Annotated in this window: 14 protein-coding genes; all 14 read left to right on the top strand. The window is 45.0% G+C overall.

Annotated elements, in window-relative coordinates:
* Nucleotides 1-4 precede the first annotated feature (4 nt).
* The 14 genes from A8708_RS07160 (at nt 5) to A8708_RS07095 (ending at nt 25,385) form a co-directional block, all read left to right on the top strand.
* Complete coding sequence (locus A8708_RS07160) at nt 5-1,564, top strand: extracellular solute-binding protein (RefSeq protein WP_082927317.1); 1,560 nt, start codon at nt 5-7, stop codon at nt 1,562-1,564.
* A gap of 131 nt (nt 1,565-1,695) precedes the next feature.
* Nucleotides 1,696-3,447 (top strand): sensor histidine kinase, encoded by a 1,752-nt coding sequence (locus A8708_RS07155; protein WP_204787481.1) that lies wholly within the window; start codon nt 1,696-1,698, stop codon nt 3,445-3,447.
* Nucleotides 3,440-5,062 carry a response regulator transcription factor gene (locus A8708_RS07150; protein ID WP_068662804.1) on the top strand — a complete coding sequence of 541 codons (1,623 nt, stop codon included), beginning with the start codon at nt 3,440-3,442 and terminating at the stop codon, nt 5,060-5,062. Before A8708_RS07155 ends, A8708_RS07150 begins: the two co-directional genes overlap by 8 nt.
* 100 nt (nt 5,063-5,162) lie before the next feature.
* Nucleotides 5,163-6,074: an ABC transporter permease gene (locus A8708_RS07145; RefSeq protein ID WP_068662803.1), complete on the top strand. Its 912-nt coding sequence runs from the start codon at nt 5,163-5,165 to the stop codon at nt 6,072-6,074.
* Between the two features lie 24 nt (nt 6,075-6,098).
* Complete coding sequence (locus A8708_RS07140; protein WP_338044186.1) at nt 6,099-7,037, top strand: carbohydrate ABC transporter permease; 939 nt, start codon at nt 6,099-6,101, stop codon at nt 7,035-7,037.
* A gap of 58 nt (nt 7,038-7,095) precedes the next feature.
* Nucleotides 7,096-8,637 carry an ABC transporter substrate-binding protein gene (locus A8708_RS07135; protein ID WP_068662802.1) on the top strand — a complete coding sequence of 514 codons (1,542 nt, stop codon included), beginning with the start codon at nt 7,096-7,098 and terminating at the stop codon, nt 8,635-8,637.
* A 93-nt stretch (nt 8,638-8,730) separates the two neighbouring features.
* Complete coding sequence (locus A8708_RS07130; RefSeq protein WP_068662801.1) at nt 8,731-10,077, top strand: FAD-dependent oxidoreductase; 1,347 nt, start codon at nt 8,731-8,733, stop codon at nt 10,075-10,077.
* Nucleotides 10,078-10,193: 116 nt separating this feature from the next.
* Nucleotides 10,194-13,685 (top strand): family 16 glycoside hydrolase, encoded by a 3,492-nt coding sequence (locus A8708_RS07125; protein WP_068662800.1) that lies wholly within the window; start codon nt 10,194-10,196, stop codon nt 13,683-13,685.
* 279 nt (nt 13,686-13,964) lie between these two features.
* Nucleotides 13,965-14,939, top strand: a complete 975-nt coding sequence (locus tag A8708_RS07120; RefSeq protein ID WP_082927313.1) for an ABC transporter permease — start codon at nt 13,965-13,967, stop codon at nt 14,937-14,939.
* On the top strand, nt 14,933-15,808 hold the full coding sequence (locus A8708_RS07115) for a carbohydrate ABC transporter permease (protein WP_068662799.1): 876 nt from the start codon (nt 14,933-14,935) through the stop codon (nt 15,806-15,808). Before A8708_RS07120 ends, A8708_RS07115 begins: the two co-directional genes overlap by 7 nt.
* Before the next feature lie 59 nt (nt 15,809-15,867).
* Nucleotides 15,868-17,466, top strand: coding sequence for an extracellular solute-binding protein (locus A8708_RS07110; RefSeq protein ID WP_068662798.1), 1,599 nt, complete (start codon nt 15,868-15,870; stop codon nt 17,464-17,466).
* Between the two features lie 2 nt (nt 17,467-17,468).
* The gene (locus A8708_RS07105) at nt 17,469-18,368 is read left to right on the top strand and encodes a glycoside hydrolase family protein (RefSeq protein ID WP_068662797.1); all 900 of its coding nucleotides are present in this window, start codon (nt 17,469-17,471) and stop codon (nt 18,366-18,368) included.
* 90 nt (nt 18,369-18,458) lie between these two features.
* Nucleotides 18,459-22,895: an S-layer homology domain-containing protein gene (locus tag A8708_RS07100; RefSeq protein WP_068662796.1), complete on the top strand. Its 4,437-nt coding sequence runs from the start codon at nt 18,459-18,461 to the stop codon at nt 22,893-22,895.
* A 906-nt stretch (nt 22,896-23,801) separates the two neighbouring features.
* Entirely contained in the window at nt 23,802-25,385 is a 1,584-nt protein-coding gene (locus A8708_RS07095) for an extracellular solute-binding protein (RefSeq protein WP_068662795.1), read from the top strand.
* Nucleotides 25,386-25,392: the final 7 nt, after the last annotated feature.

The following is a 25,392-nucleotide window of genomic DNA, read 5'->3' as shown; positions in this document are numbered from 1 at the left end:
TTCTATGAAAGTTTCATTCAAGCTATGTGCGGTAATCGGTTTGTCGTTCAGTATCGTAGCAAGTGGCTGTGGAAAGACGGAGTCTGTGACAGATGGCGGTACAGCAACACCTAGCGGTGCAACGGCAGCGCCAGCTGCATCCCCCAAATCAACGACGCCAGTTAAACTTAGTGTGCTGATTGGTGGAACGGGGTTAAGCGATGTCGATAAGAAAATTCAAGCTGAAATCGGTAAAAAAATCGGTGTGGATTTCGATTTCAATGTGATGCAAACCAGCAATAACAATGAATATGCCAATCAAATCAACGTCCGAGTTGCCGCTGGCAATGTGCCGGATATTTTCACCGTCAGCAATGATCAAATGCAGCAATTTTCCAAGCAAGGGGCGATTCTAGACTTAACAAACTATATGGACAAGATGCCCAATGTAAAAAAAGCCTACAGTGCCGCCGATTTAACCAAAGGCAAAGTCGATGGTAAGCAAATGACGCTTCCTAAGCGGGCGGCAGTTCCATATCGGACTCTGATGCTTAGGAAGGACTGGCTGGATAAACTCAATTTGCCGATCCCTAAGACGCTGGACGAATTGGCGATAGTCATTAAGGCCTTTCATGATAGGGATCCAGACGGGAATGGCAAGCAAGACACCTACGGACTGACGGGTACGGGACTGGATGTATTCGCGCCATTTTTCGGAGCTTTTGGCGCTAGCTATGGTACAGCTTCGTCGGCCGAAGGGAATTTAATGATTAAAGACGATAAAGTGGCGTATTCCACTACCCAGCCGGAAATGAAGCAAGCACTCAAATTTATCAATGATCTTTATAAATCTGGCGCTATCGATCCTGATATTCTTACCAACAAGGGGAACGCGGCATCTACCAAAGCTCAGAAGGGGCAAGTAGGCGTTATTTACTCGAATTGGTCGGATATGTTCAAAGATGAGTTTGTGAAGCTTACGACAGATACGAATCCCAATGCCAAATTCATAACGATAGAGCCGCCAGTTGGATCAGGAGGTAAGTTTAACGGAGCGTTTGACAACAGTGCAGCCGACTGGCGTATTGCTCTTCCAAAAGCACTCGAGAAAACGCCGGAAAAATTAGAGAAAGCGCTGGCATACCTTAATTTCATCACAGGAGCGGGCGAAGGTCAGAACTTGGTGATGTTCGGTTTTGAAGGCACCCACTATACCAAAGAAGGCGATGCCATCAAACCGCTCCCAGCCGTGTCTGAGCTTGGTACGACATTCCAATTACAGTTGACCGGCCGTGATGAGTTGCCCTACTTGTATACCAAATTCCCGAAACAAAAAGAGTACATCGATTTTGCTATTAACCTGCCGTACATCAAAGTGTATAACAATTTCTCCAAGATTCCTGACGGCTTAAACAAATCAGATAAGGATCGTTTCGAGAATGAAGAGATCATTAAATTCATTTACGGGAAACGCCCGATCGACCAGTTCGACGATTTTGTGAAAACGTTGAACACAACGTACCAACTACAGAAGTATGTGGATGAGGCCGATAAGGCTTTTAAGGAAAAAGGATTGATTAAGTAAAGTCTTGTAATATGAGAAATGATAAGGTGACTTGGAGGCATTATGCCAGAACGCGCGATTCCTGTGTCGGACTGGTTGGTGCCTTTTCGGTTTATGTGTAGGGCAGGAGTGGCATGATGATGAGAAATTCATTGAGGACAAAGATTATCGTTTGGTTTATTGGAACTACAACTCCGCTAGTTATCTTTCTGTTCTATAGCAATTATTACTCTATGACCGTTCTGCATAATCAAATCTCCAATTCCAAAAGCAGTGTGCTGTACACGTTTGTTTCGCAAGCAGATAGAGCCATGAAGGAAGCTAGTAATTATATCTATAAGTATCTCGATAAAGAACAAGATATTTATTTATTGAGGGATTACGCGAAAGATAGCGATGAATATGTCTTGAACCAAGTTAGCATTACCAACAAGCTTACAAAAGATATTGGATTTTACAATACAATTGATGCTTTTTTTGTATATAGCCAGAAAAATCAAGACTTAATATTCGCTGTACAAGATACCTCGATGGAAATAACGAGAATGATTAATCAGGAGATTCCTCGCTTCGTTCAAAATATCTCTCCAGAGAAATTGAAGAATTGGCAGGTGGTTCAAACGGCAACGGGGTATGCCATCGTTAAAATCGTAAGTGTAAATGAGGACATTTATATGGGGTCCTGGATTAATGTAGGTACGATGATGGCGCCATTGCAAGACAACAAAGGAAACGTTGATGAGAGGTATTACATTGTATCCGACGAGGGACAGATTCTCTCTAACGATGAGTGGCTTATTTCCAAGTCAGAAACGCTTCCTAAAATGATGGTAGAACTGGCCGATAAATCGTACCAGATCATGAAAGATACAGAAAATAAACAGAATTACCTTGTTATTGGCAGCAAGTCGGCATGGGTACCGATTTCCTTTATTTCTGTCATTCCAGAGAAATCCCTACTTCAAAACCTTCCCTATTTTCAAACAGCTCTTTACTTTATCCCGATTGGAAGTCTTCTCATTCTATCCGTTTATTTATTGTTTTTGCGCAGAGCTTTTTTTCTACCGATGACCAATTTAATGAATGGAATGCGGAAAATCGCGCAGGGCGACCTTGCATTTCGATTGAAGGAGAGCCGGGTTGATGAGTTTGCCTCTTTAATTGGATCGTTCAATGATATGATTTCGCAAATTAAACATCTAAAGATTCATGTATACGAGGAAAAGCTGCGAGTTCAAACAGCAGAAATGAAGCATCTGCAAATGCAGATTAATCCTCATTTCTATTTGAACACATTGAATATCATTTATTATTTGGCAGCGCTGAAAGATTATAAAACGGTGCAGAAAATGACGATGCATTTAGCCGAATATTTTCGTTTTATCATGCGGAACAATCGGAACTTCATTACGCTTGAGGAGGAAGTCAGGCATATCCGCAATTATTTGGAAATTCAGCAGATGCGGTTTCCAGATGTGTTGGAGACAAGCATACAAATTCCAGATGTGTATAAAACCTTTGAAATTCCAGCCCTTATTATTCAACCATTCGTTGAAAACGCGATTATTCACGGGTTTCAGAAAAGAGGGAAAATGTTTCGTATTCATATTACGGTAGCTCCTGACCCCGTACATCCAGAGCAATATTTTGAAGTGCGTATCCAAGACAATGGGGTAGGATTCCGTGAGGAGACGCTGACCTATTTCATGGCGAATGATTCGAGTATAGATGCTGGAGACGAGAACCATATTGGGATATGGAATGTAATTCGTCGATTGAAGATTGTTTACAAAGGACAGGCTCAAATCAAGCTGTTTAATGGCTCGGATGGTGGCGCAACGGTGCAAATGAGGTTTCCTTTTATAAAGGAAAGTCAAAATAAGGGGGAAGATGAACGTGTATAACCTTCTTGTAGTGGACGACGAAATGTATACAGTGAAAGGCATTACGCAGTCGATCGATTGGTCGGGGTCCTTTGAGGCCGTGTTTGAAGCGTACGATGTTGAAACAGCGATTCACATACTGAGTCAGCACCCCATTCATATCATGATTTCTGATATCGATATGCCTGGAAGGAGTGGCTTGGAATTACTCAAATGGGTGAAAGAACACTCCCCAGTGACCAAAACGATTTTCTTATCCGGTCATGCCAACTTTCAATTTGCTCAACAGGCGGTGCATCTTGGCAGCTTTGAATATTTGCTTAAGCCTGTCGATAATGAACAATTGGAGCGGGTTGTATCTGCGGCTCTAGGCGTAGTTCGCGAGAGTAGTGAGCAGAGGCAATACGGCAAAGTATTGGAAAAGTATTATAAAGAATGGTTTGTTCAACTGCCGTTAATGGTTGAGCGATTCTGGCAAGATGTGCTGAACGAGCGTATTCCCTTATTTCCTGAACGTTTAACAGCTGCATTTGAGCTGTATCAGCTTCCGCTTTCCCCGACAGATAGGATAATTCCAATTATCATTAATATTGAATACTGGAAAGAAGAGATGAGTGTACGTGATGAAGAAATTATGGGGTACGCCGTGCGTAATGTTGCTGCGGAAATTTTTCTGAATCGTCGAAATGGCCATGTCATTCAGGATGGTAACGGTAGCAATGTGGTATTGCTTTACGATAATGGTCAAGTAGGATTATCACATGATGAGCTGCAGAGGATCTGTCAGCTTTATTTGGATGCGTGCTCACAATACTTTGAATGCAGTATGTCCTGTTATGTCGGCAATGCTGTAGCTTTAAATAAGTTGGCAACAGAGTATCGTGATTTACTGAAGTTGGAACGCAATAATATTATGACAGTGGGCTGTGTCGTATTCAAATTTGAACACATGCGCCGTGATGTTGTTACGGTCATACCACTGCTTGATTTTGGTGAATGGTCATTGTTATTTGAAACAGGAAGGAAGACAGAGCTGTATACCAAGCTGGATCAAGTTGTGGAACGATGGAAACATGATGTGATCCCGCCTGAATCGTTAGAAGCGTTCTATCACGGATACATTCATATGATCTATAACACGGTTCATAGTCAAGGGTATTCCATACACAATATTTATTCCCTAAAGGATCTGAGCAGCGAATCCCAAGCCATTCGCTCGTTGGTTCATTTCAGTCTTTGGGCGAAACGTATCGCGGCAATAGGAATGGATTACTTCAATCGAGAGAGCCATAGCGACAATGGCGGAGTCATTGCATCCGTTAAGCAATATATGGAATTAAATATGAGCCTGGAGTTCACGCGTGAAGACATTGCGCAGTATGTTCATTTGAATCCGGCCTATTTATCGCGGCTGTTCAAAAAAGAAACAGGGTTATCGCTAGCCGACTATATTTTGCAGATCCGCATCGACAAAGCTAAGAGGCTTTTAGAAGAAACAAGTCTGAAAATCTCAACTGTGGCGGAGGCAGTCGGTTACTCGCACTTCTCGCACTTTGGAAAAATGTTTAAAAAATTGACTTCTCTTACGCCGCAAGATTATCGCAAAATGGTTAAATCATCCCTTGAAATAGACTAACAAGTATGTCATTAAAGTGTTAACTAACAGGTCACGTATCGGATAGTTTCACAAGGGAGCGCCTCCTATAATTAAGTTATCAACCAGTAACACAGGAGGCATGCCAGTGAGAACAATACGAACCTATTGGGTATTTTATTTGATGCTGCTGCCAGCATCGGTAGTCCTACTCATCAACAACTATCTCCCCATGTTCGGCATTATCATTGCTTTTAAGAACATTAATTTGACGGATGGTATTCTAGGAAGTCCTTGGGTAGGATTGGATAATTTCACGTATCTGTTTAAAACGAACGATGCATGGATTATTACGCGTAATACGTTGCTTTATAATGCGCTATTTATTGTTCTTAATATCGTAATCGGGGTTTCGTTCGCCATTATGTTGAATGAATTAAGAAACCGTCTTCTTTCGAAGTTTTTCCAAAGTACGATGTTTCTCCCCTATTTTTTATCTGCTATTGTGACGAGTTATTTAGTTTTTGGCTACTTGGGTACGGAGCACGGATTCATTAATAACACGCTTCTACCGCTCATTGGTATGAAACCGATTTCATGGTATAGCGAGCCTCAGTACTGGCCATATATCTTGTCATTTGTTCACACGTGGAAAACGATTGGTTATTCAACAGTTATGTACTTAGCTGTCATCATTGGCATCGATAACGAGTATTACGAAGCAGCTACACTCGATGGAGCTAGTAAATGGAAACAAATGATCCATATTACGCTCCCATCGCTCGTTCCAATCATTGTTATTCTAGCCTTGCTAGCAATTGGCAGAATTTTTTATACGGACTTCGGGTTATTCTTTCAGGTGCCCCTGAATTCAGGATCTTTATTCTCCACGACGAATGTCATCGACACCTATGTATATCGCACGTTTATTACGCTGGGAGATATAGGAATGTCCACTGCAGCAGGACTCTACCAATCTCTTGTCGGTTTCATCATGGTATTCTTCTCTAACTATATTGTTAGGAAAATTAATAAAGAGAACGCACTATTTTAAATAAAGGAGGTGGCATGCTTGGAAGTGATAGAAACGGTTAAGCCCCATAGGGATCCGTCATTCAATCCCATTAACGCAATATCTCGTAAGGCAAATATGATCTTTAGCTTGTTTTTTGGAGTGTACAGCATTTGTTGTTTATTGCCCATTATCCTCGTTCTCTCCGTATCCTTTTCAGAAGAAAAGTCAGTCTTGACGGATGGGTATCGATTTCTACCTGTACACTTCAGTTTAGAGGCTTATAGATTTATGTTGCTGGACATCCATCAGATCGTGAAATCCTATGGCATATCGATCCTTGTTACCGTGGCAGGTACCGCTATCAGTGTCATTATTATGTCATTGTTCGCATATCCCATTTCACGTCAAGATTTTCCGCATAAAAGGATATTTACGTTTTTCATGTTTTTTACCATGCTCTTTAACGGTGGTCTGGTACCCTGGTACCTTGTTTACACGCAGTTCCTTGATTTAAAGAATAGCATCTGGGCGTTAATTATTCCTTTGCTGATCTCACCCTTCTTCGTACTGGTTATTCGTACGTTCTTTCAAACGACAATCCCACCTGCTTTGATTGAATCGGCTAGGATCGACGGGGCTGGTGAAACGACAATATTTAGCCGCATCGTGATGCCGCTTTCTTTGCCAGTACTAGCCACTGTTGCCTTGTTCAGTACGCTGAATTATTGGAATGATTGGTTTCTAAGTCTCGTTTTTATTACGGATAATACAACGATAAGCATCCAGTACTTAATGTATAAAGCCATGCTGAATATTCAGTTTATGACGACCAATATCCAAGCACAGCAAGGATTTACACAAGCAGGCGGAAGCATGAATCTACCAACCGAAAGCGTGAGAATGGCCATGTGTGTCATAGGCGTAGGTCCGATTGTATTTGCGTATCCCTTCTTTCAAAGGTTTTTCATTAAAGGCTTGACCGTAGGCTCTGTAAAAGGCTGAATCTAGCCTTGGCTACGTAATTTATATCAAATTGGTTACAAAAAAAGGGAGGATTCGCATGAAAAGGATTCAAAAAGCAAGTCTGTTGGCCGTATCCGTTAGTATGGTTCTCGCGATTTTTTTGACGGGGTGCAGCACAAATAAGGAATCAGCATCTTCATCTACAGCAGCACCATCCGCATCCAGCCCTACAGCAGAACCGCAACTCGCACCCTACACAATAAAATTGATTTATCCTGGTGAGGTTCAAAAAGATCAAGCCCTAGTTGTAGCAGAAATGAACAAATATTTAACTAAAAAAATCAATGCAACGATTGATATTACTCCGATTTCCTCAGGCTCTTGGGGGGATAAGGTTAATCTGATGATTGCATCTAGTGAACCGATGGACATTCTGTTCGCAGCCAATTGGAACTCATACGCCACGAACGTAACCAAAGGAGCTTTCATTGACCTGGAAGAGAAGAATTTACTCGACAAATATGGTAAGGGCATTAAGGAAACATTGGGTCAAAGTGCACTTGATGGTGCGAGAATCAAAGGGAAAATCTACGCTGTTCCCACAAATAAAGAAATGGCCACTTCAGGTGGATTCCTACTGAGAAAAGACATGGTAGAGAAATATAAATTGGACCTGTCTACGCTTAAATCAGAGAGGGATCTGGAGCCGTTTCTCAAGATTATTAAAGATAGCGAACCCAACATGATTCCGTTGTATCTCGACGGCGGCAACAATCTTGTTCAGCATCTAAACACATGGGATTACATGGGAGGGGCGACTTCCTTCGGTGCTATTGATGGAACGCTTACGAGTACGAAGGTCGTCCTCACACAAGAACAGCAAAAAGATAAAGATCTTATAGATTTGACTCACGACTGGTTCATGAAAGGGTACATCAACAAAGACGCGCCAACGACGAAAAATTCGCCAGAAACACAAATAAAAGCAGGCAATGTATTTGCCATTGTTACGCCGCTTAAACCAGGTAAGGATGGGGAAGTTAGTTTAGCTTCAGGCTATCCGTTTGTGCAGGCTGAAACGATGAAGACATGGACCAGCTCATCAACGGCATCTGGCTCGATGCTCGCAATTTCAAAAACGAGTAAAGACCCTGAGCGCGCCATGATGTTTATTAATTTGCTCCATACGGATAAATACTTACTGAATTTACTCGATTTTGGCATCGAGGGCGTGCACTATGTGAAGGTAAACGATAATGTCATTGATATCGCACCTGGTAACGATCCAAAGGCAAATAAATACTTGCCTGGTGCAGCTTGGATGTTCGGTAGTCAGTTTTTGAATTACTTATGGAAGAACGAAGATCCCGAGAAGTGGAATAAATTCCGCGAATTCAATAAGAAAGCCGCTGTTTCAGTTGCTGTAGGATTTACGTTCGATACGGCTGCTGTTAAAAATGAAATTGCTGCAACGACTTCTGTAAAAGTTGAGTTTTCTGGCGCTTTAAATACCGGTGCTGTTGATCCGAATACGATTCTTCCCAAATATCTTGAGAAATTGAAGGCAGCTGGTGTTGATAAAATTCTTACTGAGAAGCAGAAGCAATTTGATGAGTTTCTCGCTACTAAAAAGAAGTAACAAATAGGGAATTGAGCCAAGCGGTTATTTGCTTGGTTTACTTCTTTTGACTATCCATTTTTGCCAATACAAATAGGGCTTGGAGTTGAAAACATGCTATTACGTGAGGAAGCCAGGGAAATTCCTATCTTTTATGAAGCGGATATATGTGTATTAGGGGGAAGCTGTACTGGCGTATTTGCTGCTGTGCGAGCTGCCCGTCTGGGAGCCCGTGTCGTTATTATTGAAAAACAGAACGCTTTCGGTGGTGTAGCGACATCAGGCTTGGTTAACATTTGGCATTCACTGCAAAATACGGAATTTGATCAACAGATCATTGCCGGTTTAACGCTAGAAACCATCGAGCGGTTGGACCGAGTAGGTGGGGTCATTGAGGAGAGGAAGAATCACTCAGCGGGGTATGTACTTAACACGGAAGAGCTGAAGATTGAGTTAGATCGCCTTATTCAGGAATCCAAGGTGAAGGCATATTTACACACGATGTTCGTATCTCCCCATGTGGTGAATGGCGAACTTCAGGCCGTTATTGTTGAAAATAAGTCAGGTCGCGGGGCGATTAAAGCGAAGTTGTTTATCGATGCGACAGGGGATGGAGATCTATGTGATCGATTAGGAATCGCACAGCGGCTTTCACCACATTTTCAACCTTCCACAGCTTGTGCAAAGATTAGCGGATGGGAGCAAGGGACAGAAGGGATCGACTTACCGTACTTGTTGCTGAAACATAAAGATGAATTTGGGATTCCTGAAGGTTTTGGTTGGGGGACCCAGGTTCCGGGGTCTCAGGATGTCCATATGTACGCAGGTACGCGTGTATACCATGCCAACAGTGCAGATGGTGATGCATTGACCTATAGCGAAATGGAGGGGCGCCGGCAAGTGAGGGCGATTATGGATCTCGTCCATACGTATGGTCATGGTGACAGGATGTCACTCGTATCACTTCCTTCCTATATAGGGACACGTGAAACCCGCCATATCTCATGTCACTATCAATTGACGGGAGAAGACGTTCTCTATGGTCGAAGATTCGATGACGCAATTGCGAATGGGAGTTACCGTATCGATATTCATCATCAGGATAAGCCAGGTATTACCTTCAAATATTTAGACGGTGAGCAAGCCTATATTCGGCCTGGTTATCCGAAAGAGGTTGGAAGATGGCGGGAGCCAATGGAACGTAATCCTACTTTTTATCAGATACCGTATCGTAGTTTACTCCCTGAGGGTCCATACAAGAATGTGATTGTGGCAGGCCGGATGTTGGACATTGATGAGGAAGCTTTCGGTGGTGTGCGAGTCATGGTCAATATGAATCAATTGGGCGAAGCGGTGGGTGTTGCGGCTTACATTGCGCTTACCGAAGAGAAGGGATTTGCCAATGTGGATGTGCAGTCATTGCGTCATCGGTTACAAAGTGGCGGATCTATTGTTTTGTAGTGAAAGGCAGAGTGGGTTGGAAGGGTGGTGATAGGTAAGAACCTAAATAGAAAATAAATGTAAGGATGGGATGATTAGAGATCGTACGAAATAGAAACGTACAAGGAGGAAATAAAATGAGAAAAAAGTTAGCTGGCCTTTTGATCATCATGCTGATATTCATGTGTAATCCTTTCACGGAGCGAGCAGAAGCGTTGACGCAATTACCTGTCCCCCCCATATCTCTACCTGCTGGAACCGATATTGATGCTTTGACAACAACCCGTTATGATACGCCTTGGTGGGTGCAATATCATATGACGCCTCAAGAGCAAGCAGCTATTGGGTATAAAGGTGGAGAGGCCTCGCAGATGGTGTATGCCATGGCTGTTTCGCAGGTAAATCCGCAGCATCTACTCATGGGAACAGATACCTCAGGGATTTGGAAGAGCGAGGACGGAGGCGTAACATGGAAATCCAGTAATGATGGCTTTGGGTTGATGGGGACGATGGATATCGTCTTTGATCCTGATAATGAACAAATTGCTTATGCAGCGGCTTCACCACATTCGGCCAATAACATCATGCAAGAGTCCAATTTGGCTGGAATATGGAAAAGTACAGATGGCGGCACTAGTTGGAAGCAAGTGTTAAGCACGTCCTTCTATAGGAAATCATCCAATAAGCTGATTCGTTTCGGAGGGATCGAGAGTAATGGCAACAGAGCGATCTATGTGGCCTCGCATAGTAAGGGAGTTTTCAAATCTATTGGTAATGGAGAGAAAGAGACTTGGACGAATATCGGTCTAATCGACCAAGCTATCAATGACTTATTTGTAGATGCCACGAGCGGAACGGTCATGGCGGCGACATACGGAAGTGGCATTCAAGTCAGTTTGAATGACGGTGCGACGTGGGTGGCGAAAAATACGGGATTTTCCGGATTAGAAGCTGCCAGCATTTCGGAAAATCCGACCAATCCCAATCATTGGTTTGCTATTGCAGATGGGAAGGTATATACCAGTACTGACGCAGGGAGTTCCTGGACTGACTTACAGGTGCCGAGACTCGATGTTCCAACAGACGGGAAGTTTACCAAGCTTCTATTTGGAGCACCGGATGCCTATGGTCACCCAAGATTATATCTCTCCATTAGAAATTCGCAGTATAGTTTGAGGTACAGCACGGATTTGGGAGTAACTTGGCAAGCTTCGACGGTTAATAATGGCACCGCTTTCATGAAAGATAACTGGGGATGGTTTAGTGAAGCCTTTACTACGCACCCTACAAATCCGAATATCGTATGGGTGCCGTTGGATAATGAGATCTACAAGTCCAAAGACGGCGGAGTAAGTTTGTATCCCTCCAGTAGTGGATTCTCCGGATTACGTGCAAGTGGATTCCTATTTGATCCTACAGATAATCATAATATTTATATCACAGCTATTGATCGCGGGCTTGTAAGATCGAACGTATACGGTACAGAACAGTATCCGATGTTTCAATATTTGATGGATGATCGCTACGAACCAAGGTATGGTGGGCACAGGACTGTACATGCAATCGCCCGCGATCCTCAGGATTCTGAGCATTTGTTCATCAATATCGGGGATTGGGGCTCGCATACCATCCTATCAGAAAGCCATGACGACGGACTGAATTTCACACAGATTCCAGGCACAGGGATGACTTCGAAAGCTCGCGTAATCATGTATCACCCGCAGAACAATAACATTATTTATGCAGGTAAAAATAAAAGCATAGACGGTGGCCTCACTTGGAGTCAATTAGATAAAGGTGTTGCCGCTGTGTCTCCTTTCGATGGAGATGTTGTATGGTCAGCCGATGGAGGAGTTATTTCAAAGTCAACGAATGGTGGTTCCCCCTCTTCATGGGTAACGATGACTTCCTCAATCAGTGGTATTCAGAGTATCGTACCGGATCTGTTCGTGGCGGATCGCCTTTGGATAGGCAGCTATGTATCCGGGCTATACCGACTTGATGGAAGTACGCTAACGAGTATCAATGAATCGAATGGCTTGGTCAAAAGCTTAAGCGGTACTTTACCTATTTTTGATATCGCACAGGATCCTAATAATCAACTGCATCTCATAGCAGGGGGAACAGATAATCAGGGATTAACACCTAGTGCTGGATTATTCGAATCATTGGACGGCGGTCAGAACTGGCGGGTCGTCGAAGGACTTAAAGGCACCAAGGATATATGGAAGGTCGCCTTTCATCCCAATTTGCCAAGGGTATATGTAGGAACATCTTCAGGTACTTGGGTATACGAGTATGATAAGTATTATGATCGCAACTTGTATAGTGATCATTTCCAAGATGGGGATTCCACGGGATGGACCTCCTCCCTAGGCACATGGAATGTGGTGTCGGAAGGTTCTAAAGTGTTGAGTATTCCATCAACAGACGGTCAGATAGCAGCAGGTACCTCATCCTGGGCGAACTATTCGGTTCAAGCGAAGGTTAAGATGACGGGGCAAGGATATGGGGGAACGGGGGCTAGTCTCTTATTCCGTTACCAAGATGCCAATAATATGTATGCGGTTCAATTGAATAAAGCGGATGGTCAAATAAAAGTCTTGAAAAAACAAGCGGGCACATGGACCACAGTAGGTACACCGGTTACGCAGCAGTTTGAATGGAATCAGTGGTACACCGTTAAGGTCATTGTCAATGGATCCTCCATCATCTGTTATCTAGATGGCACAGAAAAGATTAATATGACGGATACGACTTTTAGCACGGGGAAAATTGGTTTTAAGGCTTACAACATCGCGTCCGTTTATGACGATGTAAGTGTAAAAGATCTTGCAGGCGCGAATCTTTTCAGTGATAACTTCGATGACGGGGATTCTGTGGGCTGGACGCAGGTGCTAGGTACTTGGAGCATTATTACGGATGGCATCAACAAGCTGTTGGCTGCCAATTCGAATTCAGGAGAGTATGTAATATCAACGGGGAATACGAGTTGGGCGAACTATGCCGTTCAGTCGAGAATCAAAATGACCTCGGAAGGTTCGGGAAGTTCAGGAGCAGGACTGGTGTTCCGATACCAGAATGGCAATAATATGTACTATTTTCAGCTAAACCGTGCAAGTAATCAATTAAAAATATTAAAAAAGCAAAGTGGGACATGGACGACACTAGGGACTGTTTCCCAGACGCTGAGTTTAGATACTTGGTACCTGGCTAAGATTTTGATAAATGGTTCTTCAATAAAGGGTTACCTAAACGGGGAGGAGAAGATTTCGCTCACAGATACGGCATTAGGTAACGGAGCAATCGGCTTTAGATCCTACAACACATCCGCTTTATTCGACGATATGCTTGTGACGATGTATGTACCAGTCACTGGAGTAACGGTCTCAGCCATGAATCCCACACTCGATACGGTGACGAATAATGTCTATCATTTACAAGCATCGGTATTTCCTCTTGAAGCGAATAATAAAAAAGTAGTGTGGTCGACGAGTAATCCAACGGTTGCGACGGTAGATCAGTCGGGTAATGTGACAGCATTAAGCGCTGGGTCGGCTACAATTACAGTAACGACAGTGGAGGGTGGACTTCAAGCTAATAGCCTCATACTAGTAGATACGCCTTAATCATATGAAATAGATGTCAAATAAATAAAGAGTGCCGCTCACCAAGCCAGAAAGGCTAGGTGGAGGGCACTCTTTTACTCTTATACCCCACTGCTTTTTTTTATCCGAACTGCTGAATTGGCGTTATCGGCAACAAAAAGCAATTTGGTTTCTATATTTACGAGCCATCTTCATGCAACAATGGGGTCACAGCAGGGAATTGTAAAGCGGAATCGCTTACATGATGATGTTAAATGAATTTTAAACGCCTAGCTACATATCGGAAAGGGGAATACCAAGATGAAACCTGCAACGAATCACGCCATACCCCATACGCTGATCAGGGAGCCAACGACATCGGCCAAGCGGCGCAAAAATTGGAAGAAGATGAAGCGATTCCTACCGCTTTACCTCTTATTCTTGCCGGTACTGGCCTATTATGTCATCTTCCATTATGCGCCGATGACCGGCGTGGTGATTGCGTTCAAGCAATACACCTTTATGGATGGCATCTTCGGAAGCCGGTGGGCAGGGCTCACTCACTTCAAACGTTTTATTGATAGCGGTGACTTCTGGGAGATCTTCCAAAATACACTGGTACTAGCTTTTTACCGCATTCTATTCGGATTTCCGGCACCTATTCTGTTCGCGCTGCTGGTTCATGAGATGCGATTCACAAAATGGAAGCGCTTCTTCCAAACGGTCTCCTATCTGCCGCATTTTGTGTCCTGGGTTGTCGTGTACGCTTTAATGTACAATTTGTTCTCGGAAAGCGGACTGATCAATATCGCGCTTAAATCGTCGGTTGGTCACACATTTGAATTTCTATCCTCCACGGAATATTACCGGATGATGTTCGTAGGCAGCGCCATTTGGAAGGAAATCGGGTGGGGGGCCATTATCTTTTTGGCTGCCTTAACGAGGGTCGACCCCGATATGATCGAAGCTTCGGCCATTGACGGTGCGAACCGCTGGCATCGCTTGTGGCATGTTACGCTGCCAAGCATTAGAAGCACAATTAGCATTATGTTTGTATTGAGCCTTGGCGGTATTCTCAGTGTAAGTTTTGAGCAAACGTTGGTTATGTATAATCCTCAGGTAGCTCCAGTAGCGGAGGTCATTGATTTCTATATTTATCGTATCGGCTTGCTGAATACAAACAACTATAGCTACGCCACTGCAGTAGGCTTATTCCGATCGGCTATCGCACTTGTACTCGTGTTGATTGCTAACTTTGTATCCAAGAAACTTGATGAGGAGGGGGCAATATGGTAAACGCAAAATCCAAGTCCTTATCTAAGCCAAGCTTCGTGGACTATATCATTTGGTTCATTCTGACACTACTCTGCGTAAGCACCCTGTATCCATTCGTGAATGTCATTATCGTATCGTTCGCCGATATGAAGGATTACGTGCTGCAAGGGGGCGTATTACTCTATCCACGTTCGATCCATTTCGACAGCTATCGCTATGTGCTGCGCCATTCCGGGCTGCTTGATGCTTATGGCATCACGATTCTTATTACGGTTGTCGGCACGTTAATTAATTTGGTTATGACTGCTCTTGGAGCCTATGTACTCTCTAACCGGGAGCTGCCGGGGCGCAATGCGTTGATGACGATTATCGTCATCGCAATGCTGTTCAACGGCGGATTGATCCCTACGTATCTCGTTGTCCGTTCGCTGCATCTAGTCGATACGCTGTGGGCGTTGATGATTCCAACTGCGATTAATGCCTGGCTGTTGATCCTGATGCGCAACTTTTTTCAGGGCATTCCGGTTAGTCTGAGCGAATCGGCCCGATTGGACGGCTGTTCGGAGCTCGGGATACTCGTTCGCATCATGCTGCCGTTGTCCCTGCCAATCGTAGCCACGCTAGCTCTGTTCTATGGTGTGGGACACTGGAATGAATATCTTAATGTCGTTATTTATATCAACAATCCGAAGCTTTCGACTCTGCAAATGATCCTGCGTAAAATGTATACGGTTTCGCTGGAACAGCTTGACGGCGACAGCCTGCCGCCGCCTGTAGAGACGATTCGTGCCGCTACGGTGATTCTGTCAGCTTTGCCAATCATCATCGTCTATCCGTTCCTGCAGAAGTACTTTGTGCAGGGTGTTATGGTCGGGTCCGTGAAGGGGTAAAGAGTTGACTTATCATAAAAACGATTCGCAAAACTATTCAAAGGGGAGACACAAAATCTATGAAAACCAAATCAAGCAAACGTGTTATCGCATCCTTAGCTACAGTTTCGATCGCAACAGCATTGACCGCTGCATGCGGCAGCACGGAAACTAGTACACCAGCAGCTACAGGGGAAAGCACCAAGGCACCTGCAACTTCAACCGCATCCACTGCCCCAGCAACGATCTCTCTTGCACAGCCCGATGGAGGACGTGTCTGGAAAGATGACAATGTTGTCACCAAAGAAATTGAAAAAAAGGCCAATGTCAAATTGAACGTAAACATGATGCCAAATAACGATTTTAACGCAAAGTTCAATGTACTTGCTGCTTCCGGTGACATTCCCGACATGAGCAGACTCGGCGCATTCGATTACCAAAAGTATGTGGATCAAGGTTTGTTCTTAGATATTACTAAGCTTATTGATCAATATGCACCGAACTTGAAGAAGAACCTGAAGCCAGAACTGTGGGAGTTGACGAAGCACAAAGGCAAGCAATTCGTCATTCCGTATGAGAACGGAGCAGGTAAGGAAGTTCCAGCAGTTAGGAAAGACTGGTTGGATGCCATGAATATGAAAATGCCGACGAATTTGGACGAGTTCGAGCAAATGCTGAAAGCGTTCACGTTCAACGATCCAGACAAAAACGGCAAGAACGATACGTACGGTATGGGCATGGCCAACAGCTTCGCGGAAACGTTCATGCCGATATTTGGAGCGTATGGCATTGCGCCTGGGATGTTCGCTAGCAGTGTGCCTATGAACAGTTATCTGAAAGACAATAAAATTGTACCGGTTGCTGTATCGCCTGAATACAAGGAGGCATTAGCCTATATCAAAAAGTTGTGGGATGCGAAGGTAATCGACCCCGAACTATTTACGATCAAACCCGATCAGGCACAGCAAAAAATAGCGCAAGGGAAAATCGGCTATTTCGCAGCATGGTGGTCCACTGCTCCGCAAACGCTCATTCAGCAGCTAAAAATGAAAGAGATTGTGCCAAATGTGAAATGGGAACCAGTCGCTCCAGGCATCAAGGGGCCAGAAGGAAAGAGCGGCATGCTGTCTTTCGGTAATGTAGGCGCAACGATCGCCATTTCCGCGAAGACGAAAAATCCTGAAGCTGTATTGCGATTCCTGGATTACATGTCCACAGATGAAGGCTGGGAGCTGAACCACTACGGTATTAAGGGTACGCATTACACTAGCATTAATGAGCCTCGTACACCTGAGGGTCAGAAAGCGTTTGACGAGAAATGGTTAGATCCGCTGAGCCAGATCGTTTCTCGCGTAGATATCCAGAATAAAATTAATGCCGCTACGAAGGATCCGATTGCCATTGAAAACAACCGCTTTATCGATGCAGCAGCTAGTTATACATTGATTTCGGACATCTTCTATGGTATCCCGGCAACGGATGAGCAAAATACGCTAGGACCCGATGTTGCGAAATATGAAGTGGAGATGTTCTTGAAATTCGTAACAGGCGCCGAGCCACTGTCAAACTGGGATGCCTATGTAGATGGATGGAAGAAGAAAGGCGGCAAATCCCTGTTGGATTCCAAAGTTAAAAAGTATAACGAACTGAAATCAAGTAATATTGCCTCTGGTATCTAATCATGGATGATAGCCAAATGTCGTCGCCCATTCTCTTGAAGGGTGATCACAGGAGAGCTTTCCGGGACCCGTGCGCGCTTTATAAAGACGGCATTTGGTGGCTGTATTACACCCTCGTGGAGACGGAGGAAGATGGCCGCGTCTTTATGTACACGGCAATGAGTCAGAGCACGAATCTTCGCCAGTGGAGCGAGCCGCTTCTTCTGACCCCAAGGGATCAACACTTGAATTTCTCCAGTCCTGGTAATCTAATTCGGACTGACAACACCTGGCGAATGTGCTTGCAATCCTATCCGCGACCCCATGGTGAGAAATATGGTAACGGTGATTGCCGCATTTGGATGATGGAAAGCGAAGACCTGATCAACTGGACGGCTCCGAAACTGCTCCGTGTCAAGGGAGACCAGGTTGCTGTGGAGGAGATGGGGCGAATGATCGATCCTTATTTCATAGAGAACGCCGGTAAGCCTGGGGAATGGTTTTGTTTCTACAAGCAAAATGGCGTGAGCCTATCGAAAACGGATAATTTTCAGCAGTGGACCTATTGCGGCAACGCAAGTGCAGGAGAGAACGTTTGCATCATCCGGTATCAAGAGGCGTATGTGATGCTCCATTCTCCTGAGAATGGCATCGCTGTTATGAGGTCAACGGATTTGGTTCATTGGCATGATGATGACCATCTAATAACGTTGGGCCAGCAGGAGTGGGAATGGGCACAAGGCCGATTGACGGCTGGGTTCGTCCTGGATCTCCGACAAACGGAAGGCATAGAGGCATTTGTGATGTTTTTTCACGGAAGTGGTCCCGAGGATGAGAGCGTATTGTTTGACACGCATGCTTCGATTGGCATAGCTTGGAGCCAGGACTTGGAAATATGGGACTGGCCAGGCAAAGAGCGTTAAGAGATCATAGGGCTGCCGCCAGGGTAGCCCTATTATAAAGTGATAGACGACTCATCCTATTGAATTCTATCGAATTGGAGGAAACGAGCTGTGAAAAAACAGTTGTCATTCCTATTATCATTCTTTCTTGTACTCACACTTATCTTGCAAGCGGTTCCATCGATTGCTTCAGCTGATAATGTACCTGTAATCCGAGTAGAGGGGGAGAATTACACCTCCAAAGTTGGGAACGAGATTACGGGGACAAAAGAAAATTATTTGGGTATCAATCGGAGCTTACTAAGTAATGGTGACCTATTGTATATGAAAAGCTTAAGTGGTGTACCTGTTTCAAATTACACGGTTCAATATCAAGTGAACGTTGAAGTTTCAGGCATTTATGGGATGGAAGTGATGTCGAGCCCGATTAGCCTATCATCTTTCCCGCTTTATGAAATGAAAATTAATGACGGCAATTATGTTGCGGTAAATAGCACGTTAGCCACTAAGATTGGGCAAATTGACACACCGGCGAATGTGCTTCATAAGTTCAATCTAGGTCCGGTGACGCTTCAAGCAGGGGGCAATACAATCACCTTTCGTATTCCGAACGGGAGAGCGTCAGACGGACGCATCTATTTTTACTTGGATTATATGCAGTTTACCAAGCTCCCTTGGGGACTGAACAAAATCACATCCAATGCACCTAATAGCTTATTTGAAGAACAGGATACAAAGGAAATCTCCATCCAATTCACCGATGCTGCCAGCGGTGGTCATGTCCTTGACTACAAGGTCGAAGATTATGACGGCAATGTCGTTCTTCAGAATAGTGTGACCATGAGTGTGTACGAGCCTTCCTACACGGTTGCTGTATCGCAGCTGCAACGGGGCCATTATACGATAACCGCGGAAGCTGATCATAACGGCAAGCCGATCAAGGAATATTTCTCGGTTGTGATGAATTCGTCTGAGCGGAGGCCAGCTCCGGGCAACCCCTTTGCCGTTGATGCGGCGGGAGGCTCTCTGATTCCTGCTGCTCAAGCTGCTAATTACGCTCGTGCGGTCAGACTGACCGGCGTCGATTATGTGCGAGAACGGATGCATTGGAATTCCATAAGCAGTGCGAGCGGATCCTATGATTTCAGCAAATATGATCCCTATAACACCGCCTATGCGGCGAATGGCATTCGCGTGTTGGAGCTGAACCACATTGCTCCGACATGGACGAAGAGTGATGATAAAAAACTGCCTCGCAACCTGTTGGATGCGTATCAACTGGCCAGAAAAAGTGCTGAACATTATGGAAGCCAATCAGATTGGGAGTTTTGGAACGAGGAAGATATTGCTTATACAGCGGATAGTGAGCCTGCCGATCTATATGCCGCATTCTTGAAGGCAACTACGATTGCAGCGAGGGATTCCGGGGCAGATACTCGGGTCGCACTGGGAGGAATCGCCTATCCGCCAGGGGGTTATACAGAGTTACTAATGGAGAACGATATTGCTCCTTATATCGACATCTACAATTATCATGGTCACCGTAGTGATAATGGGGATCAGAAGATATTGGACTTGCCCCCATCCTTTGCGGCTCATACGGAGTTTATTCAGGGCTACGATTTGGATACGAAACCTATTTATGTGACAGAAGCAGGGGTAGCCCAAACGTTCACTGACAGCACACAGACGCTGTATGGCGAGCAGTTGCGGACGCAGGCCAGATATTTGACCACCTCCACGATTCAATCTATCGCTACTGGCGTGGATAAGCACTTCTGGTTCGTGTTCCCGAATTACCAGGAGACCATTGGGAATTATGGTACTTTCACCTCCAGAGGGACGCCATACGCAGCGGTGAATGCGGAAGCAGCGATGACGCATGCACTAGGTGAAGCCATTTATCTAGGCAAGCCAACTGGCTTGCCTGAAGGAGTGGCCGGTTATGTGTTCAAAGACGGAGAAGACAGCGTGGTCGCTTACTGGAGCGAGCATGAGACGCCACTAACCTTGTCGACAGGCACTAACGCGGCACAATTAACGGATATTATAGGTAAAGAGATGCAGTTGACGTCCTCCACCGGCAGCTATGCATTGACGTCAGGTCCTGATATCCATTATTTGAGGATTGCTGGCAGCTTCCAAAGTTTGAGCACTTCCTTCTATGGAACGCCTGTGCCTAAAGCAGATGAGCTTTCGAGTGCGGATAAAATCGTCATCATGCAGAAGTATCCCGAATCTACAGCGGCTAAGGCTAAAGCCAAAGGGTACTTATTGGATAAGACAACAGCATCGGATATTCAAGTGGAAGTTTACAATTTTAATGCGACACCGATGAGTGGGACCATTAACGGATCCGTATATGGCGGTTGGAACTTATCAACACCTTCCAAGGTCGTGACAGTTGCTCCATATTCGAAAGAGACACTGACGTTTACTTTAACAGGAAGCCAGAATATTGCGGCAGATGTGAAGTTCCCAGTCGTATTCCAAGGATTGTTCAGCGGAGAGCCCACCTCCAAGTCGACGACATTGATCGCTTCGAATGAAAACAAGGCAGTAACGCCGAGTTTGTTGGTTCCAGACTATGATAATCCTGCCAAGTGGGAGGAAAATATTTCGCCAGGTGCTACCGCTACGGTGACTCAGCCGAGCCCTGGGATCATTCAGTTTGATTATCATTTTGCTAATGTTGGGGACAAGTGGACGTATCCGAATTATTATTTGCCAAGTGATTTGTCCTTCGCTGGAACGGAAGGAGTTACGTTCAATGTCTATTTCCCAGCCCCTATAGACGGTGTAGTTGTTCGAAGTTTCATCTATGAAAATAATGGTTCCGGGTATTTCACTGGAACGGGAATTACACCCGTAGGTGGCTGGCAGCAAGTCAAATTACCGTGGTCGGATTTCGCTGCTTTCGGAACGCCGGATGACAATTTCCATCTGGATCCCGATCAGATCCAGAGGTTCAGTATCGGCATCAATTCCAGGACAGCAACCGATGTTTCTTTCAAGGTTGGGGAGGTCGGCGTCTATACGCAGCCTGATATAGGTCTGTATAGTAAAATCATCAATCTGGTTCCGGTAAATAATCAGCAGATTCAATCAGGGAATGTTACGATCTCCGCCGACTTGGTGCAAGGAGAAATTCCTTTCGCAGCGGGGACGGCAGAGCTATTGGTAGACGGAACCATAGTTCCTTATCAGATTAACGGCCAAACGCTTACGGCTTCTACGGTGCTATTACCCGGCACCCACGACTTGAAATTGAAAGCGTTCGATGCGATTGGACGACTCATGTCTGTGAAATCCAGTGTGACCGCTATTGCAGGAACACCATCTATACCAGTGAACACATCGGGTGGGGGAATACAAGGAAGTCCGTCGGATGATACTGTGCAAAAGTTAACGGCAGACGACTTGAAGCTTATGCATGGCAGTACACTCCTAGCATTCGTTCCGCCTGGAGCGGATTTGGTGGAATTGGGGTCGGAACTATTGGGTAAGTTGAACGGCCAAGGGTTACAGCTCGAAACGGAAATGGGTAGACTGATCATTCCACAGACTGTCTTGCAAGCTCTATTTGGGAAAGAACATGCTTACACAAGTATTCGGATTGGCGTCAAAGGTCTGGGAGATTATACGCCAGCGCAGTTATCGGGATTATCGGGGACACAAGCCCAGTGGGGCGGCAGTTTAACTTCAATAAGCAAGCCCTTGGAGCTGACGCTTCACACAGTGACTTCGAGTGGCGAGCAAGTGTCTGTCCATTCTTTTGCGGCGCCAGTTACGCTTACTTTCAACACAGATCATCTGCCCAATCCAGACGTAGCGGGTATCTATTATTGGAATGCGGGCACAGGAGCCCCAGAATATGTGCGAAGCACATATGACGCGAACAAACATACGATAACGGCTAGCCTTAACCATTTCAGCACTTACTCGCTGCTGGGGTATTCGAAAAACTACTCGGATGTTACCAAAAACCATTGGGCATACCCGGCAGTCAGAGGCTTAACGGCAGCCCATGTCGTAAATGGAGACAGTGCTGACCTCTTTGTGCCTGAGCGGTCGGTTACGAGAGCTGAATTTGTTACACTGGTCATACGGGCATTGGGATTAGAGCCAGTAAAACGGGACTCGGCTTCCGCGATAGGAGCAGGCTTCCATGATGTAGCGGCTTCGGCGTATTATGCAGAAGCAGTTGCGATAGCGCAGCAAGCAGGGATTGTAACTGGGAAAGAGGAAGGACTATTCGTGCCTGAAGCGAAAATTACTCGTGAGGAGATGGCCGTCATGTTGATGAGGGGGCTGACCTATACAGGCCGCCAAGTCACTCAACTCGAAGATTCTGCCCAACGACCACCTTTTCTCGATCAACATGCTATTTCGAAGTGGGCGCTGCAAGATATGCAGCAGGCAGCTCTTGCCGGCTTGCTAAGCGGCTATGAGGATGGTTCCGTCAGACCATTAGGGTTTGCCACAAGAGCAGAAGCGATTCAAATGCTTTGGAAGCTAACCAAAGAAGGGATACCAGTTATTAAATAACTAGTTACAAGGATTGTCACTCACCTAGTCATTAAAGCTGGGTGTGTGGCAATCATTTGTGTTTCCCATCCGGTATCCGCAACTTTGCCCAGTTGATCTAACTAGTTGGAGTGGTGAATAAGATTGAATAGTTGGGAGGATGAAGAATGTGTCGGTAAGTGGAGTCGTGTAAAGTATTGTGTAGGAGAAGGAGTAAGAGTAGAGTAGAGTAGAGTATATAGTAAGAAGTAAAGTAGCAAGATAGTCGATGAAACAAATGTATTGCTCGATAGAGTAAGATTTCAAGTCCTCCCCCCCTTATCAAAAGTGCAAATGAGCACTTTTGGGAAACGGTTCTCCTCTCTATTATTGGAAATTGATGCAAATAGGCATCAATTTGGAGAGATTTCACCAGATTATCGTGAAATAGCCCAAAAAGGATGCCTATTTGCACGTATTTACCAAATTGAGCTATAAATCAGTGGAAAAGGTTGTATTTTTGCACTTTTGGGGCTCCGCCGTCGCCCATCGAGCTGTCACCCACCCCATCGTCGCCAGCTCTCACTGAGCCCCTGCCATTTTACTGGCCACACGCTCCCGCCCTTGCGCCGCCCCCGTTATGTTTCCCTCTCGATCAGATGAGAGAAACCCTTCAAAAATTAGCGTTACGTCCCAATCGTGAGTTGGCAATGAAAAGAATTGCTTTTCTTTATCCAAACTGACGATTCGGCAATACGGGCACAAAAAAGCACATTGTTATCTATAAATGTAATCGCTTTCGTGGGAAAATAGAGTTATCAATCACTATGCACAAATCGTGGCCTGGCGCAGGATGAATCGTGGAACTAGTTTTATAAAGGGGAAGTCTGTGATCATTGGCAGTTATGGCTTATAATAAAAACAAGACAAAGGGGGAGATGGCCATTAATGAAAACCAATTCAACTAAGCGCGCTACCGCTTTGCTATATATGGTTTCGTTAGCTGCAACTCTGGCGGCGGCCTGCAGCAGCACGGAAACCAAGAACCCTCCAAGTGGCAGTGTTCAGAGTGGTCAAGTATCTGAGACTCCAGTGACCCTTTCGCTTATTCAGCCCGATGGGGGTCGGGTTTGGCGAGACGACAATTCGGTGACCAAAGAAATCGAGAAAAGGACTCATGTGAAGCTGAACGTGAACATGCTGCCCAATAATGATTTTAATAGTAAATATAACGCACTGGCTGCTTCAGGGGATATTCCCGATATGAGCAGACTGGGCTCGTTCGACTATCAGAAATTTGTAGATCAAGGCTTGTTCCTGGACGTGACCCCTTATTTAGCTCAATATGCGCCTAACCTGATGAAGAATGTGAAGCCCGAGATGTGGGAGTTGACGAAGCACAAAGGCAAGCAATACGTAATTCCCTATGAGAATGCGGCAGGCAAGGAAGTTCCTGTCGTGCGCAAAGATTGGCTGGATGTTCTAAATAGGAAGATGCCCACTAATCTGGAAGAATTTGAGCAGATGCTGAAAGCGTTTACCTATGATGACCCTGACAAGAACGGCAAGAATGATACGTACGGCATCGGCAACGCGAACACGTATGCGGAAAGCTTCATGCCGATTTTCGGGGCATTTGGCATCTCACCAGGCATGTTTGCCAACAGTGTGCCTATGCATAGTTATTTAAAAGGTAACAAGATTTATCCCGTTGCCATTTCACCAGAATATAAGTCAGCGCTTAGCTATATCAAAAACTTATGGGATGCTAAGGTCATCGATCCGGAGATGTTTACGATTAAGGCCGACCAAGCGATGCAAAAGGTGGCTCAAGGGAAAATCGGCTATTTCAATGCCTGGTGGTCCTTCGCCCCGCAAACACTTGGACAGCAGCTTAAAATGAAGGATATTGTGCCGAATGCACAATGGGAACCTATTTTTCCGGGCATTAAGGGGCCAGAAGGGAAAAGCGGGATGTTGTCTTTTGGTAATTTAGGCGGAGTAATTGCCATTTCATCTAAGACGAAAAATCCGGAAGCCGTCCTACAGTTTCTCGATTATTTGTCTACAGATGAGGGCTGGGAGCTTAGTCATTATGGCATTAAAGGTGAGCACTATCGTGAAATTACGGAGGCACGGACGCAAGCTGGACAGAAGGCGTTCGACGAGAAATGGCTGGACCCGCTTAGTCAAATTATTTCGAGACAAGAGCTAGTGGAGCAAGTGAGCAACTCATCTAAGGATCCGGTGCAAATTAATAATAATCACTTCATTGAATCGGCAGCTCAATATACCTTGTACCAGGATATTTTCTATGGGATTCCACTGACCGATGAGCAGAAATCGTACGGCCCCGATGTGGCCAAATACGAAGAGGAGATGTTTATCAAATTTGTTACTGGGAAAGAGCCGTTGTCCAAATGGGACGAATATGTGGCTACATGGAAGAAGAAGGGTGGTAAAGCCTTGATGGACTCCAAGATAAAAACATATAACGAACTGAGATCGGGCAATGTGAGCCCAGGTATCTAGTGTGGGG

Source organism: Paenibacillus oryzisoli (assembly GCF_001653565.1).
GTDB classification, from domain to species: domain Bacteria; phylum Bacillota; class Bacilli; order Paenibacillales; family NBRC-103111; genus Paenibacillus_E; species Paenibacillus_E oryzisoli.
Note: the sequence above shows the minus strand (reverse complement) of the source record. Positions and strands in the feature narration are given on the sequence as shown.

Coding starts and splice junctions, on each gene's coding strand:
- A8708_RS07160 (WP_082927317.1), top strand. CDS start 5: ATGAAAGTTTCATTCAAGCTATGTGCGGTAATCGGTTTGTCGTTCAGT.
- A8708_RS07145 (WP_068662803.1), top strand. CDS start 5,163: ATGCCAGTGAGAACAATACGAACCTATTGGGTATTTTATTTGATGCTG.
- A8708_RS07135 (WP_068662802.1), top strand. CDS start 7,096: ATGAAAAGGATTCAAAAAGCAAGTCTGTTGGCCGTATCCGTTAGTATG.
- A8708_RS07130 (WP_068662801.1), top strand. CDS start 8,731: ATGCTATTACGTGAGGAAGCCAGGGAAATTCCTATCTTTTATGAAGCG.
- A8708_RS07125 (WP_068662800.1), top strand. CDS start 10,194: ATGAGAAAAAAGTTAGCTGGCCTTTTGATCATCATGCTGATATTCATG.
- A8708_RS07120 (WP_082927313.1), top strand. CDS start 13,965: ATGAAACCTGCAACGAATCACGCCATACCCCATACGCTGATCAGGGAG.
- A8708_RS07115 (WP_068662799.1), top strand. CDS start 14,933: ATGGTAAACGCAAAATCCAAGTCCTTATCTAAGCCAAGCTTCGTGGAC.
- A8708_RS07110 (WP_068662798.1), top strand. CDS start 15,868: ATGAAAACCAAATCAAGCAAACGTGTTATCGCATCCTTAGCTACAGTT.
- A8708_RS07105 (WP_068662797.1), top strand. CDS start 17,469: ATGGATGATAGCCAAATGTCGTCGCCCATTCTCTTGAAGGGTGATCAC.
- A8708_RS07095 (WP_068662795.1), top strand. CDS start 23,802: ATGAAAACCAATTCAACTAAGCGCGCTACCGCTTTGCTATATATGGTT.